This window comes from Romboutsia hominis (genome assembly GCF_900002575.1).
Lineage (GTDB): Bacteria > Bacillota > Clostridia > Peptostreptococcales > Peptostreptococcaceae > Romboutsia_C > Romboutsia_C hominis.
Genome location: NZ_LN650648.1, coordinates 1,079,862 through 1,096,302 on the forward strand (window position 1 = coordinate 1,079,862; position 16,441 = coordinate 1,096,302).

Annotated in this window: 12 protein-coding genes; 11 read left to right on the forward strand and 1 reads right to left on the reverse strand. The window is 26.5% G+C overall.

Annotation, left to right across the window (positions count from 1 at the left end):
* Window positions 1-12: 12 nt before the first annotated feature.
* The 10 genes from FRIFI_RS05225 to FRIFI_RS05270 all read left to right on the forward strand — a co-directional run bounded on the left by FRIFI_RS05225 (window position 13) and on the right by FRIFI_RS05270 (window position 13,239).
* Window positions 13-3,183, forward strand: a complete 3,171-nt coding sequence (locus FRIFI_RS05225; protein ID WP_166505208.1) for a hypothetical protein — start codon at window positions 13-15, stop codon at window positions 3,181-3,183.
* Between the two features lie 728 nt (window positions 3,184-3,911).
* Window positions 3,912-6,674, forward strand: a complete 2,763-nt coding sequence (locus tag FRIFI_RS05230; RefSeq protein ID WP_166505209.1) for a type I restriction endonuclease subunit R — start codon at window positions 3,912-3,914, stop codon at window positions 6,672-6,674.
* Between the two features lie 49 nt (window positions 6,675-6,723).
* Window positions 6,724-7,356: a restriction endonuclease subunit S domain-containing protein gene (locus FRIFI_RS05235; protein ID WP_166505210.1), complete on the forward strand. Its 633-nt coding sequence runs from the start codon at window positions 6,724-6,726 to the stop codon at window positions 7,354-7,356.
* Window positions 7,347-8,891 carry a type I restriction-modification system subunit M gene (locus tag FRIFI_RS05240; RefSeq protein ID WP_166505211.1) on the forward strand — a complete coding sequence of 515 codons (1,545 nt, stop codon included), beginning with the start codon at window positions 7,347-7,349 and terminating at the stop codon, window positions 8,889-8,891. The genes FRIFI_RS05235 and FRIFI_RS05240 overlap by 10 nt, the downstream gene beginning before the upstream one ends.
* A 15-nt stretch (window positions 8,892-8,906) precedes the next feature.
* A complete protein-coding gene (locus tag FRIFI_RS05245) occupies window positions 8,907-10,133 on the forward strand; it encodes a restriction endonuclease subunit S (protein ID WP_166505212.1) in 1,227 nt (408 codons plus the stop codon).
* A 14-nt stretch (window positions 10,134-10,147) separates the two neighbouring features.
* Window positions 10,148-11,242 carry a hypothetical protein gene (locus FRIFI_RS05250; protein ID WP_166505213.1) on the forward strand — a complete coding sequence of 365 codons (1,095 nt, stop codon included), beginning with the start codon at window positions 10,148-10,150 and terminating at the stop codon, window positions 11,240-11,242.
* A gap of 129 nt (window positions 11,243-11,371) precedes the next feature.
* Complete coding sequence (locus FRIFI_RS05255) at window positions 11,372-11,725, forward strand: helix-turn-helix domain-containing protein (protein WP_166505214.1); 354 nt, start codon at window positions 11,372-11,374, stop codon at window positions 11,723-11,725.
* A 155-nt stretch (window positions 11,726-11,880) separates the two neighbouring features.
* On the forward strand, window positions 11,881-12,033 hold the full coding sequence (locus FRIFI_RS05260) for a hypothetical protein (RefSeq protein ID WP_166505215.1): 153 nt from the start codon (window positions 11,881-11,883) through the stop codon (window positions 12,031-12,033).
* The gene (locus FRIFI_RS05265; RefSeq protein WP_166505216.1) at window positions 12,021-12,179 is read left to right on the forward strand and encodes a hypothetical protein; all 159 of its coding nucleotides are present in this window, start codon (window positions 12,021-12,023) and stop codon (window positions 12,177-12,179) included. Before FRIFI_RS05260 ends, FRIFI_RS05265 begins: the two co-directional genes overlap by 13 nt.
* 454 nt (window positions 12,180-12,633) lie before the next feature.
* The gene (locus tag FRIFI_RS05270) at window positions 12,634-13,239 is read left to right on the forward strand and encodes a superoxide dismutase (protein ID WP_166505217.1); all 606 of its coding nucleotides are present in this window, start codon (window positions 12,634-12,636) and stop codon (window positions 13,237-13,239) included.
* Between the two features lie 247 nt (window positions 13,240-13,486).
* On the opposite strand, the gene FRIFI_RS05275 is transcribed toward FRIFI_RS05270, so the two are convergent.
* Complete coding sequence (locus FRIFI_RS05275; protein WP_166505218.1) at window positions 13,487-13,795, reverse strand: nucleoside triphosphate pyrophosphohydrolase; 309 nt, start codon at window positions 13,793-13,795, stop codon at window positions 13,487-13,489.
* A 125-nt stretch (window positions 13,796-13,920) separates the two neighbouring features.
* Here FRIFI_RS05275 and FRIFI_RS05280 point away from each other — a divergent pair, with 125 nt between their 5' ends.
* Window positions 13,921-16,440 (forward strand): DEAD/DEAH box helicase family protein, encoded by a 2,520-nt coding sequence (locus tag FRIFI_RS05280; protein WP_166505219.1) that lies wholly within the window; start codon window positions 13,921-13,923, stop codon window positions 16,438-16,440.
* Window position 16,441: the final 1 nt, after the last annotated feature.

Consider the following 16,441-nt stretch of genomic DNA (forward strand, 5'->3'; position numbering starts at 1 on the left):
AGGGGATAATATTTGAGGTTTAACAAAAGTAAAGCTATAACAAAAGAAGATAATAAAAATCAAAAGATTTATATAAATAAAATAGATACAGATGAAACAATAATATTAGATAATGAGTATATATTTCTAGATAGTATAAAAACAACACAAGATATAGTTGTAATGAAAAAAACTATAGTACTTGGAGATATGGAGTGTAATTTTTTAAACGCGCTAGAAGAAATAATATGCTATGGAAATATCAAGGTAAACACAATATACACAAATAAAGACATAGAATACTTCAAGGACATAAGTTACAATACTGTAGTTTCTGGGAATGTAAGAAAAAAACAAATAGGCGAAGAAACAATAAGAGAAGTAGAAGTAATAAAAGAAGTGCAAGTAATAAAAACAGTAGATGTAGAAGTTGAGAAAATAGTTGAAGTTAACCCTCTGCAAGACACAAAAATAGATAATGAAACACTAGCTGATAAGCTGATAATAATAGATGAATTTAAAGATAAGATTGTAAACTATAGAGATAGTGAACTTATATTTTTAGAAAATGATATTTTACTAGAAGATTTAGAACAAATTGGATTAACCTTCGAGGAATACAAAAGAGATAGTGAAATATTAAAAAGCATAATACATTACTCAAATATTAATGAAATATATACACTAAATGAGTATCTAGAGTTTTTAAATATAATAAAAGATATACCACAGTGGCTAGAAGAACTTGATATAGTAGACGAAGTGATAAACAATCATAAAATATATTTTAGTGAGGAACTACTAGAGCTAGAGATAGTTTTAGATAATGTAGATGATTTTATAAAATTAATAGGAAGTATAAATAGTTGTAAAAAAGAATTAGGAAATAACTATGAAGAAATAGGACAATTAGTAATAAAAAAGTACTATGAAACTATAAATGGGCAAATAGAACAAAATCAAGTTCAAAAAGAACTTATAGACACTAAAAAAGAAAATATTGTAGATATAATAAGAGAAGTAGCTTATCAAGAAATTAAAGAAAAAGTTGATATAAATGAATTATACGAAAAGTATATATGGAAAAAAGGGAAATTAATAGAGTGTAATATTATAAATATAAAAAATGACACATTAGAGCTTGAAGAAATTAATAATAGTGATAAAGATAACTTATCAATATTAATGAAGAAACAAAAACAAAGCATATATCAAGTAGGAGATAAATTATTTGTTCATATAAATAATGTACAAATAAATAATGAAAAAATAGAAATAGAAGTATCTAATGATTCTGATAATATGCCTAGACTTTTATTTAATAAGTTAAGAGAAAAATATGATTTAAGTAAATGTAGTATACAAAAATATGAAAGAATAAAAGGTATAGCAACTTGTATAGTTATAGTATTGCTTGAAAAAGATACTGACACTAAAATGATTAAACATATACAAGAAGATATGAAAAAATACTTAGGAAAAGAAGATATAAGAATATTTATATATGATAAAAATCCTGAAATATTCCTATGTAATATGCTAGATATAAAAGAAAGCAACATATGTACATATAAATCACTTAAAAAATGTGTAGTAACAATAAATCCTGATGAAGAAAACAGAATAAGTAACTTACTAGATAAACAAGGAAATAATATAAAAAATATATTTGAATATGAAATAGATATAAAAGTAAATTCTGTAAATAAAAATATTAATCTAAATAAAGATACTAAAGAAGAAAATAACCTAATTAAAAAATTAGATAATAAAAGAGAACGTGAATCAGATAATGAGACAAAAAATGTAGAAATAGCTAATGATAAAGAAATATATGCTAAATTACTATCTCAAAAAGGAAACTTACTTGGTGGTAAAATAATAAAAATGTCCAATGAAGAGATACAAATAGATATAGGATATAAGGCAGAAATAGTAATTAAATACTTTGATAAAAGTGTTCTTACAAAATATAAAGTAGGAGACTATATAGAAGGAGTAATAGAAAATATAACGAAAAAAGAAGACCAAAGCGTAAGATCTATACTAAGTAGAGATGATGTAGACTTTGTTAAGGGATGTTTAAAAGATGTTAGAAATGAAATGAATTTAAAAAGTATAACATTTAAAGCAGTTAAAAAAATTAAAAATAAAAATGAGTATGCAGTTTTGATAACAACTTTAGAGAATATATTAGAAAGTAAAATAAGAGAGTTAAAAGAAAAAGTTGAGGCTAAATTAGATGTAGGAACTGTTGAAATATATATCTATAATAGCGACATAACAAAACTTATAAAAAATATTACAAAGGCTAATATAAAAAGCACTAAGAAGTATGACATACTTAGCATGTGTAAAATAGTATGCTCAAAAGAAGACATGCAGAATGTAAAAGAAAAAGAAGAAACAATAAAATTACTTACATCTTGTAAAAAGATAGATATAAAAGTGAGTCAAGATGATGGTAGTAAAAGTAAAGTAGTAGCAAATGATTTAATAAAAGAAATAGAAGAAAAAGGAAATGATACGTCAAAATCAGAGCTAGCAATAACTAAAGTTAGTCCAGGAATGAGAAAAGATCTTATTAACTTAGAACAAAAATATGATAGTAAAAAATGGAGCATTGTAGAAGGCAAAGTTAAAGCTATATACAAAGATGAAATAGAGTTTGAAATAGAAGAAAATGTAGTAGGTGTGCTAAAAAGATATACTGCAACTGAAAAAAATAAACTGTATAAACATAATGAAGTAGCTCCATGTTATGTATGTGGTGTAGTTAATACTGGAGATAAAGTAAAATTACAACTTATAAAAAGTAGTGATAATTATTTCAAACAACTTTTTAATTATTATAAAAATCAATTAGATATAAAACTTTGTAACGTTAAAAAATGTACATATGATAAGGAGCATGGAGTACTTATAATAATAGAAGATAGATATAAAAAGGTGACTAAAGAAGAATTAAAGTTTATAGAAGAACTTATGAATAATGAGTGTGGTAGAGATATAGTTAAAATAGTTAGATTTCAGTTTAATGCAGAAGCTTTTTTAAGTGAAGTATTTGATGTTTTTATAGATCAAGTAAAACAAGAAGGACCAGGAAGGTTTAAAATAGTTAAACTAGATTCTAGAAAAAAGGAAAGAGCACAGTTTGTATATAATCAAATATATAGAATGATTAATTATAAAGTGGAGCTATAAAAGTTAAAGGATTAAAATGAAGATAGTATAGTAAGATTTTTATAACCCATATTAGCCTTGGTAAATCTTGTGTAGATGAATATTTTTTTGATAGATATTATGGTTTATTGAGTGAAAGTGATGACTATAAAGGTTTAATAACATCAACTGATGATTTTAATATTGATTGGGAAAGAGAAGATATAAAATCCTATCAATAATATTTAGAATTAGTTTGATAATATAAAAGTTGATACACAATTTAGAAATAAATAAAAATAGGAGGAACGAATCGTTCCTCCTATTTTTATTATTAAGTTGTAAGTATTTAATAAGATGATTTGTAGCCTTAAATTTTGAAAATAAAATCATAAATAGAATAGTAATAAAATTTAGAAAACTAAATAAAATCAAAGTATAAATATTTTAATGTTATAATTTAGATGAAAAAAGTTGATAGCAACAATTAAAAATATATATGAAAAAAATTAGCTTTAGTATAATTTAATAAGTGGAATTAGTAAAAATACCCCTATGTAAGGGTGTTTTTATGTATAAGTCTAATAATTATAAAATAAAGAATTATAAGATTAAGTTAAATAAGTATATTAAGCTTTGTAAATAAAAGCAAATAAATATAAAATTTAAAAAGATTTAAAAAAATGTTATAATTCTTAGTAGATAAAAATACTAGTAATTATAAAAAATGGAAATATATATAAATTTAGTATTGAGGGGGAGAAACAATAATGGCACACCAAAGTGAAGCAGAATTAGAATCAAATCTAATCAAACAACTTGTAAGCCAAGGATTCAATCAAGTTAAAATATCTGATGAGGAAGAACTTATAAATAACTTTAGAAAAGAATTATACGAACACAATAAATCAAAACTAAATGATGAGCAATTTACAGATAAAGAGTTTGAAAGAATACTTCGTCATGTAGAAGGAAAAAGTGTATTCCAAAGTGCAATGATACTAAGAGATAAGTTTATACTAGAAAGAGAAGATGGTAGCGAAGTATATATAGAATTCTTTGACACTCAAAATTGGTGTAAAAACAGATTCCAAGTAACTAATCAAACAACAGTAGTTGGAAAGTATACAAACCGTTATGATGTTACATTACTTATAAATGGACTACCACTTGTTCAAATAGAATTAAAACGTAGAGGTCTTGATTTAAAAGAGGCTTTCAATCAAATAAATAGATATAAAAAGCACTCATACCAAGGGTTATATAGATATATTCAAATATTTGTAGTAAGTAATGGAGTAGACACAAAATACTTTGCAAATAGCGATAAAGAAATCTTATTTAGTCATACATTCTTCTGGAGTGATGCAAATAATAAAAGAATTAGTAATCTAAAAGAATTTACAGAAACTTTCTTAGATAAATGTTTTGTATCAAAGGTTATAGCAAGATACATGATAACTAATGAAACTGATAAACTACTAATGGTTATGAGACCATATCAAATATATGCAGTAGAAGCACTTGTAACTCGTGCTTTTGAAACTAATAACAATGGATTCATATGGCATACAACAGGTTCTGGAAAGACTTTAACATCTTTCAAAGCTAGTCAAATACTATCAAAAGAGCCTAATATTAAAAAAGTATTTTTCTTAGTTGATAGAAAAGATCTAGACTCTCAAACAATAGCAGAGTTCAATAAATTTGAGCCTGATAGTGTTGATACAACTGATAGAACAGATACTTTAGTTAAGCAAATAAAAGATATAAATAAACCACTTATAGTTACAACAATACAAAAGATGGCTAATGCTATAAAAAATGATAAATATGCTAAAATAATGAACCAATATAGAGAAGAGAAGGTAGTATTTATAATAGATGAGTGCCATAGATCTCAATTTGGAGACATGCATAAGGCAATAAATAAACACTTTATAAATGCTCAATACTTTGGATTTACTGGTACACCAAGATTCTTTGAAAATAGAAGTCAAGAAGGTAGAGTTACAGCAGATTTATTTGAAAAATGCTTACATACATATTTAATAAAAGATGCTATAAGTGATGGAAACGTACTTGGATTCTCAGTTGAATACATAAAAACATTTGATGGTGGATTTGATGAAGAAGATGATGAGAAAGTAAAAGCAATAGATAAAGAAGAAGTATTTATGTGTGATGAAAGAATAAACTTAGTTGCAAATCACATTTTAGATATTCATAATGCTAAGACTAAAAATAAGCAATATACAGCAATATTTACGGTTCAAAGTATAGATATGCTTGTAAAATACTATGATGCATTTAAAGCTATAAACCATGACTTAAAAATAGCTGGAATATTTAGCTTTGGAGCTAATGAAGAAAGTGAAGGAAAAGATGAACACTCTAGAGACTCACTTGAAAGAATGATTACAGACTACAATAAAATGTTTGACTGCAATTACTCAACAGATACATTCCAAAGTTATTTCTCAGATGTATCTAAAAAAGTAAAAAATGCGAAAATAGATATACTAATAGTTGTAAATATGTTCTTAACTGGGTTTGACAGTAAAACATTAAATACTTTATATGTCGATAAAAACTTAAAGTACCATGACTTAGTACAGGCATATTCAAGAACTAATAGAGTTGAAAAGTCTACTAAACCTTATGGAAATATAGTTTGCTATAGAAAATTAAAGAAAAGAACTGATGAAGCACTATGTTTATTCTCACAAACTGATAATACTGATGTTGTATTAATGGAAAGTTATGAGCATTACTTGGATTTATGGCATGCAGAGTTTAAAAAATTAAAAGATTTAACACCAGAACCAGGTGACGTAGATAGTCTTCAAAGTGAAGAAAATAAAAAGAAATTTATATTAGCATTTAGAGACTTAACAAAGGTCCTAACAAAGCTAAATACATTTACAGAGTTTGAATTTGAAGAAGAAAAACTAGGAATGGATGAACAAAGCTACCAAGACTATAAAAGTAAGTACTTTACAATATATGAAAGTGTAAAAAGACAAGAAGATGAAAAGACTTCAATACTGGCAGATATAGACTTTGGAATAGAGCTTATGCATAGTGATAAAATCAATGTAAGCTATATCATGAATTTAATAAGAGAGATAGATCTATCTGACCAAGAGAAAAAGGCTCGTGATATTAAAAATGTAATAACAGAACTTGATAGAGCAGATAATGAAGAGTTAAGACTTAAAGTTGATTTACTAAAAGAATTTTTAAATAAAGTAGTACCAGAGCTTGGAACTGATGCAGATATAGATACTGCTTATGAAGAATTTGAAGAAGTAAAAAGAGAAGAAGAAGTAGATAGCTTTGCAAATGAAATAGGCTTAGATAGATATAAGATAAAAGATTATATTTCGGAGTATGAGTATTCTGGAATAATAAATAGACAAGAAATAAGTGAAGAGATAAAAACTGAGTTAAAACCTAAGTTTACACTTAGAAGAAAGATGGTAAATCAGGTTAAAAACTTTATATTTGATCACGTTAGAAAATTCGCATAAAGTTGTTATTTTTATTATTCTTAAATTAGAAAACATAAAATTGCTATTTATGAAAATAGCAAAGAATAAAGGAGGTGCTACATCGAAGTTAGAAAAGTTAGGAAAAGTAAATCATGGATTAACCACATCTAGAATTACAGCTAAACCAGATGAACTACAAGAAGAAATACCTTTATTTACGATACAAGATCTAAATATAGAAATGGGAAGCTATGATTTAAAATCAGAAGGTAAAACTATATCAGTGAGTCAAGAAACTTTTGATAAAAAATTATTATCAAGAGAAAACATGGTGATAGTAGGTCTTACAGTGCATAAAGCTTATGTAATAGAAAAGCATCATGAAGGAAAAATAATACCTTCAAATTTTGCTTATATGTACTTGGATGAATCTAAAATAGACTCCAATTATTTTACTTGGTATTTTAATGAGCATCCAAATATAAAAAGGCAGCTACAAGTAGCAACACAAGGATCTATGGGAATAATGGCTTTATCAGTTCAGATGCTTAGAGAGTTAGAGATAGAGTTACCTACCATTAAAACACAAAGAAAGTTAGGTAAAATTTATGAACTAAGAAGAAGAAAAGAAAAAGCATTATATGAAAAAAATATTTTAGAAAAAGATTTATATAAACAATCAATGATTAATAAATTAAAGGAGGCAATGCCATGCAAGTAAGTGAAAAACAACAAGAACAACAAAGAGAATTACACACAAGATTATGGGCTATAGCAAATGATTTAAGAGGAAATATGGAAGCCAATGAATTTAAAAATTATATCCTTGGGTTAATATTCTATAGATACCTTAGTGAAAAAGTTGAAAATAGAGCTAAGGACTTATTATCAGAAGATGATATAAGCTATCGTGATGCCTGGGCAGATGAAGAATATAGAGAAGCATTACAAGAAGAGTTATTAGAACAATTAGGATACTTCATAGAGCCAGAATTCTTATTCTCTACATTACTTCAAGCAATAGAAGATGGAAGATTTGATATAGAAATGCTTCAAGGAGCAATAAATGATATAACAGAATCTACATTAGGAGCAGATAGCCAAGAAGACTTTGACCATTTATTTGATGATATGGATTTAGGTTCTACAAAGCTAGGAAGAGATGTAAAAAGCCGTTCAAAACTTATAGCTAAAGTAATGGCAAACATTGCTGAAATAGATTTTGCACATGAAGATTCTGAAATAGATGTACTTGGAGATGCTTATGAATATTTAATATCTCAATTTGCTGCAAATGCAGGAAAAAAGGCTGGAGAGTTCTATACTCCACAACAAGTTTCAAAGATACTAGCAAAGATTGTAACAGTTGGAAAGACTGACTTAAAGGATGTTTATGACCCAACTTGTGGTTCAGGTTCCCTTCTACTTCGTGTAGCAAAAGAAGCAAAAGTTAGAAAGTTCTACGGACAAGAGCTTACATCAACAACTTACAACCTAGCTCGTATGAATATGTTACTTCATGATATAGAATATACAAACTTTGATATAAAGAATGATGATACATTAGAGCATCCAGAGCATGAAGGGATGAAGTTTGAAGCTATAGTTGCAAACCCTCCATACTCGGCTAAATGGAGTGCAGACCCTAAATTTTTAGATGATGAAAGATTTACTGCTTATGGTAAATTAGCTCCAAAGTCAAAAGCAGACTTTGCATTTGTTCAACATATGATTCATCATTTAGATGATAAAGGAACAATGGCAGTTGTACTTCCTCATGGTGTACTTTTCAGAGGTGCAGCAGAAGGAGTGATAAGAAAGTATCTAATAGAGGAAAGAAACGTATTAGATGCTGTCATAGGGCTTCCAGCTAATATATTCTATGGTACAAGTATACCTACAGTTATTTTAGTATTTAAGAAGTGTAGAGAAAATGGAGATAACATTTTATTTATAGATGCTTCTAATGAATTTGAAAAAGGAAAGAATCAAAATAATTTAACTGATGCTCAGGTTGAAAAGATAGTTGATACTTATGTTGAGAGAGAAACTATTGATAAATACAGTTACGTGGCTTCTATGAATGAGATAAAAGAGAATGACTATAATTTAAATATACCAAGATATGTTGATACTTTTGAAGAAGAAGAGCCAATAGATTTAGTAGCTGTTAGTGAGAGAATTGCTAATATTGATAAAGAAATAGCTAGTATTGATGATGAGTTAGCAGTTTATTTAAAAGAGCTTGGATTATAAGGGGAGGTGGATGATATGAATAAGACACCGAAGCTTAGATTTAAGGAGTTTAGTGGAGATTGGGAGCGTGTTAAAGTCGGTAAAGTTTTTTCTCAAGTAAGAAATGGTTTTGTAGGAACAGCAACCCCTTATTATGTAGATGAAGGGGTTCCATACTTACAAAGTAACAATATAAGAAAAAATAAAATAGATAAAAGAAAAATAGTTTATATAAATGATGAGTTTCATAATAAGAATAAAAAATCCATATTAAAAAAAGATGATATTTTAATGGTTCAATCAGGTCATGCAGGTGAATGTGCTGTTGTAACAGAAGAATTTGAAAATGCGAACTGTCATGCATTGATTGTAATGACACCTACAAAAAATATAAATTCAACTTATTGCTCATATTATATAAACTCAGATATAGGACAAAAGAGGATATATAAGTTAATAACAGGTAATACAATAAAACATATACTTGCATCGGAAATGAAAGAGTTTAATATCATAAAACCTGAGTTAAAGGAACAAGAGAAAATAGCAACATTCTTTTCTTTAATTGATGATAAGATTTCTCTTCAAGATGAGAAGGTGGAGGCTCTTAAAGATTATAAGAAGGGTATTATGCAAAAGATTTTTAGCAGAGAGTTAAGGTTTAAGGATGATGATGGTAGAGATTACCCTAAGTGGAATCATAAAAAACTAAACAGTTTTGTTGAGAGAGTTACAAGAAAAAATAAAGGCATTCAATCAACATTACCATTAACTATATCAGCTCAATATGGATTAGTAGACCAAATAACATTTTTTAATAAAACAGTTGCAAGTTCAAATTTAGAAGGATATTACTTATTAGAAAAAGGTGAATTTGCATACAATAAAAGTTATTCAACAGGATATCCATTTGGAGCGATAAAAAGGCTAGATAATTATGATAAAGGTGTTTTATCAAGTTTATATATATGTTTTGCGCCATTAGAAAATATAGACTCTGATTTTTTACTACAATATTTTGAAACATCTTGCTGGTATAAAGAAATATCTATGATAGCAGTAGAAGGCGCTAGAAATCATGGTTTATTAAACATAAGTGTTAGTGATTTCTTTGAAACTTATCATTGGATACCTTCTTATGAGGAGCAGGTCAAGATAGGGAAGTTCTTATGTCAAATAGATGAAAAGGTAGCAAAAGAGCAAGCGAAGCTAGACTCTTTAAATGAATATAAAAAAGGATTATTGCAACAGATGTTTATATAAAGTGGGGTAGATAAATGAACTCAATAATAAATGAATTTAGAGAATTCGTTAATAATAATTTAGATTATATAATTTATGTATACGCTAACAAAAATGGCAGAAACCAGTGGAACTGTATATGTGCAAGTATGAATTGGATAGAAGTAGCACTAGATAATATATCTTGCATCCAATATGATGAAAAAAATATTAATATAAAGTGTATGCAAGTTTATTCATATATATCAGCAATTGACCTTATTTGGGAATCTATTAAACAGTTACATAGAGTTATAGTTTCTCCTAAAGGAGTACCCTTTAAGGATGATATTAGAGTGTTTGAAAAACAATTAGAACTAAATGACAATGAGTACTTTAAACATTTAAGAGCTATATTTGGTGCGCATCCTGTTAATATTAAAGACCCTTCAAATCCAACGGCTAAATATTTCGCTAACTGGCCAAATGAAGACCTCTTTGGGGATTATGATTTTGTTAGCACACTTTGGACTGCGGATACAGGTGAAGAAGCTTTAGATTTAAGAATAGGTTTTAAGTTTAGTCAATTAGATGAGTTTTTAAATATTAGATATGAATATTTAAAGGTTTTAAAAGATAAGCTAAATGAGGATATTAATAGGCATTACATTAAAATGAGAAAAGTAAAAATAAAGTCTTCTGATGATATAAGAGTTCAGCTTAATATATTAAAATCAGAGCTAGATATTAGGAAAACAGATGATTATTATAGTGAGATAATAAATAAGCTTATTGGTTTTTTTAATTCTGACAGGATTATAGCTAGTAATAATCCTGTTATTCTTAGGTATTTAGAGAAATTACAGGATGTAATTAATGAATTAAAACATAATATTCAAGCCATGATTTTTACGGAGCTTGAAAGTCATTCAATTATACATTTAAGGTATCCAAAAGAGCTATATTACAATTTATCTAAGGTTTACAATTATTATAATCATTATGATATAAACATTGATAATTATAATTTTTATATCAAACCGATAGCGGAATTCTTAAAAGAATATGTTGACATAACTTATGATATGAGTTATGAAGAGTGTTCATTAGCTATAAATGCAGGTTTATTTGAATATTGGGGTAAGAATTAAGGCAGAGAAATCTGCCTTTTTAATATTTAAATAAATACATATTAATAAAGAAATGTTAAATTATTCAACAAAAAATGTTGAATGAATTACGTATTTATGATTATATAGAAATATAAGGAGGATGAAGCGATGAAACTCACTGAATTTGGTAGATTCTCAAGGAAGTTGAGAATAGATAATGGAGAGTTACTTAAAGATATGGCTACAAAACTAGATGTAACGGTCTCATATCTATCAGCAGTAGAAATAGGAAAGAGAAATATACCAGAAAAATGGGAAGAAGAAATAGTAAGAGCTTATCATCTGAACCTACAAGAAAGAGAAGATTTGAAAAAAGCAATTATTTACTCTAAGAAAGTATTTAAAATAAATGTTGAAAACTTTGAAAAAGAAGAAAAAGACTTAATATTAATGCTAGCAAGAAAAGTAGATAATATGGATGAAAAGGAAAAAAACAATCTGAAACAAATTTTATTCAAATAAAATGAGGTGATTAGCTTTTAAAATGAGGTGATTAGCTTTGAGTTTTAAGGCAAAACCTAGATCTATTAAAGATATTAGAGAAAAGGCTGAGTTAATTAGAACTGTGACAGAAATGGCTATGGATACAAAAACAGAATAATTTCCTATTTTACATTTTGGCTGAACTTATAATATCTCAAATTGCTGAAGATTTTACCTTTGTTATTGGAAGTAAAGAAGAAATGGGTAATAATCTAGGTCTTACTGATATAAAAGAAAAGACAATAACTATTAGAGAAGATTTATACTACCTAGATTGTCTAATATAAATGAATTAGAACTTAAAGAAAGATTTACTAGAGATGTAACAAATATTGGACATCTTAGAACTGGAAATCTAGAAATAAGATTTACACATATAAATCAATTTGAAGAACTTCAAAAGTATATAATGAAATCTTATGAAATGAACTAGTGAATATGATTTAGAGGTAAGCTAGATAGGAGTAAATTGGTAAACCTATACAAAAATTAAGACTATAACTAAATAATTATAGTCTTAATTTTTGTATAATATATTAATTTCTATTAAGTTGAATACTATTATAAGGACCAATATTAACTATAATTAGGATATTTTTTTAAATATTTTCCTTTTTTATAATATCATAACCTTTTGTCTAGAGTGTATTATTAAGAAACGTTGGACTAAAGTAGCATATGTATATACTAAGTTATGATATAAAGTATTATAAAAAAATTAATCAATAAATTAGAAAACAAACTAAAATATTATTGAATATATTTTAGTTGGGTATAAATATAAGGAAATAAAAATATAATAATGAAGTATTTACTAAAAATCAATAGGAATTAGATACTTATGTTTTTTTAATAAGTACGAGCATTAAAAATAAGAGGTGTTTAAAATGTTTGATAAAATAGTATTACCTTATGGATTTCGCGATTTAGAACCGTATATAGACGAGGATACTTTAGAAATTCACTATGGAAAGCATCTTCAAACTTATGTTAATAATCTAAATAATATATTAAAAGGCTATGAAGAATTTACTAAAGGAAAAACATTAGAAGATATATTAAAAAATGTATCTAGTTTACCAGAAGAAATTAGACAGTCTGTAATAAACCAAGGTGGTGGAGTTTACAATCATAATTTATATTTTGCAAATTTATCTCCAAACCCTTGCGAAACACCAAAAGGAGATTTACTAAATAAGATAAATGATACTTTCGGTAGTGTTGAGAACTTAAAGAGTGAGTTAAACAAGATTGCTATATCTAAGTTTGGTTCAGGTTATGCATCTTTACTTATGGATGAAAATAAAAATTTATATGTAAAAGCTACATCTAATCAAGATACAACTCTTGAAGAAGGGTTAACACCTATACTTACAATAGATGTTTGGGAACATGCTTATTATTTAAACTATCAAAATCGTAGAGCTGAGTATGTTGAAAATATATGGCATGTAATTGATTGGAGTAAAGTCGAAAAATTATATGAGAAGTAGATGGTATTTTGAGATAAAATAACAAATGAAGACAATTTCACAAGTTTATATAAAATACCAAAACAAATAATATGTGCGATTGTTTTGATCAGTGATTAAAGTAAAAGGCTTTGTTAATTATAAACAAAGCCTTTTTTAAATTATTTTTATAGATTTATAAATGCTTCTCCAAAACTTAAATTCAATACATGATTTATATAATTTCATAAAAATCAAGTAATGTGAGATATCATTCTTATTTATATAATTAGTATGTTTTCTTCAAAACTAAATTATCATCAAATCCGCCACGAGAATTCCTTTTCTCATTTCTTCTACTCAAAACATCATCCTCACTATAACCATACTTCTTACCAATCGCAAAAAGTACTTCCATAACATCAGCAATTTCATCTAAGTTCTTATCCTCTAAAAGTTCATTAACCTCTTCACCAAGCTTCTTATAAAGATACTCAAGAGCGACCTCATCAGAAACCCTCTCAATTTCACACTTATTCCCACTAGCCTCTATAATTTCAGGAATCCTATCCCTAACTAATTTATCATAAACTTTCATAAAATACCTCCAAATAAGATAATAACTAAATTATAAAATGAACTAAAACACTTGTCAAAACATGATAAAATATAGTTATACAAATTGGAAATAATAAGCAAAAATACAATGGAAAGGTTAAAGCAATGAATTTAAATATAAATTGTATAACAGGTCATAATGATCATTTATATAAACGGATACAGCAAAGCATCCATACAGCTTCATCAATAGATATAATAGTATCATTTTTGATGGAAAGCGGAGTTAAATTAATACAAAAAGACCTAGAAACAATAAAAAATAAAAATATACCAATAAGAATACTAACAGGAAACTATCTAAACATAACACAACCATCAGCATTATACCTTATAAAAGACATACTAGGGGATAATGTTGATTTAAGATTTTATAATGATACAAAAAGAAGCTTTCATGCAAAAGCATACATATTTGAAAAAGAAAACGAAGGAGAAATATTTATAGGGTCTTCTAATCTTTCAAGAAGTGCATTAACAAGTGGTATAGAATGGAACTATAGAATAGATAAAAAAGCCAATCATGATGATTTTAAATATTTCAAAGATGTATTTGAAGATTTATTCCACAATGAATCAATAATAGTAAATGATATAGAACTAGAAAAATACTCGAAAACTTGGAAAAAGCCTAAAATATATGCCAGTATAAATAATGATAAAGAAGATATAAATTATGTATATGAAGAGAATAATAAAGTAACATCTATATTTGAACCAAGAGGAGCTCAGATAGAAGCATTATATGAGTTAAAAAAGACTAGATTAGATGGAAATGACAAGGGATTGGTAGTAGCAGCTACTGGTATAGGTAAAACATATCTAGCAGCATTTGATAGTAGAGAGTTTAATAGAGTATTATTTGTGGCACATAGAGAAGAAATACTAAAACAAGCCTATGATAGCTTTAAAAATGTAAGAACTGATAAGTGTATAAATGATACTGAAGTTTATGATAAAGTAGCAGATAATATTGAAAATAGCTTACCTTCTAATACATATAATGAAGATGGATATAATATGGGATTTTTTATGAATTCTATTAAGGATAATGATAAAGATATAATATTTGCATCTGTTCAAAGTTTAGGAAAAAAAGAATATTTAAATAAAAAATATTTTTCAAAAGACTATTTTGATTATATAGTGATAGATGAATTTCATCATGCAGTATCTAAAAACTATCAAAATATAATAAATTACTTTGAACCTAAATTTATGCTAGGGCTTACGGCTACACCAGATAGACTAGATAATAAAGATGTATTTAGTGTATGTGATTATAACACAGTGTATGAAGCTACACTAAAAACTGCCATAGACAAAGGGTTCTTAGTTCCATTTAGATACTATGGTATATATGATGATAGTATAGATTACAATGATGTTGAGTATAAAAATGGTAAGTATAATGATAAAGAATTGGAAAAAGCTCTAAGTATAAATAATAGAGCAAATTTAATATTAAATCATTATAAAAAATATAAATCAAGTAGAGCATTAGGATTTTGTACAAGTAAATCTCATGCAGAGTTTATGGCAAAATATTTTAATGAAAATGGGATACCTTCATGTGCAGTATATAGTGGAAGTGATGGAGAGTATAACGAAGAAAGAAGTATTGCATTAGATAGACTTAGAAAAGAAGAAATTAATGTTATATTTTCAGTAGATATGTTTAATGAGGGATTAGATATAAAAAGTATAGATATGGTAATGTTTTTAAGACCAACAGAAAGTCCAACAATATTTTTACAACAATTAGGTAGAGGTCTTAGAAAAGATAAGAATAAGAAATATCTAAATGTCTTAGATTTTATAGGAAATTATAAAAAAGCTAATTTAGTACCATATTTATTAACTGGAGAAAGTAAAACTAAAGAATCATCATCAAAATTATATTTGCAAGAAGATGATTATCCAGAGGACTGTATTATAGACTTTGATTTTAGGCTTATAGATATATTTGAAAGAATGAGAAAAGAAAGTCAAAAGATTGAAGATATGATTAAAGAAGAATTTTATAATATAAAAAGAGATTTAGGACATAGACCTTCAAGATTAGAACTATTTACTTATATGAATGATGATTTATACAATAATATAAAGAAAAAAGCTAAGATAAATCCATTTAGAGATTATATAAGCTTTTCAGAAAAATTAAATGAATTAAATGAAGATGAAAAAATTATCACTGATACTATTGCTTATGATTTTATAAAATTTATAGAAAATACTAGTATGAGTAAGACTTATAAATTGCCAGTATTACTTGCATTTTATAATAATGGTAATATGAAGCTTAAAGTAGATGATGAAGGCTTATATAAATCTTTTAAAGATTTTTATAGCAAAGGTTCTAATAAGGTTGATATGCTAAAAGATAAATCAACATCTAAGTTTGAAACTTGGGAGCAAAAGCAATACGTAAACCTAGCTAGAAAAAATCCAGTACATTTTTTATGTAAAAGTAGTAGTGAATTTTTCTATTTAGATGGAGACTATGTTTGTTTAAATGAAGAGTTAGGTAAGTACTTAGATAATGAGAGCTTCATTAAAAATATAAAAGACGCTATAGACTTTAGAAATAAAGAGTATTATAAAAATAGATTTAAAAATAAGTAAA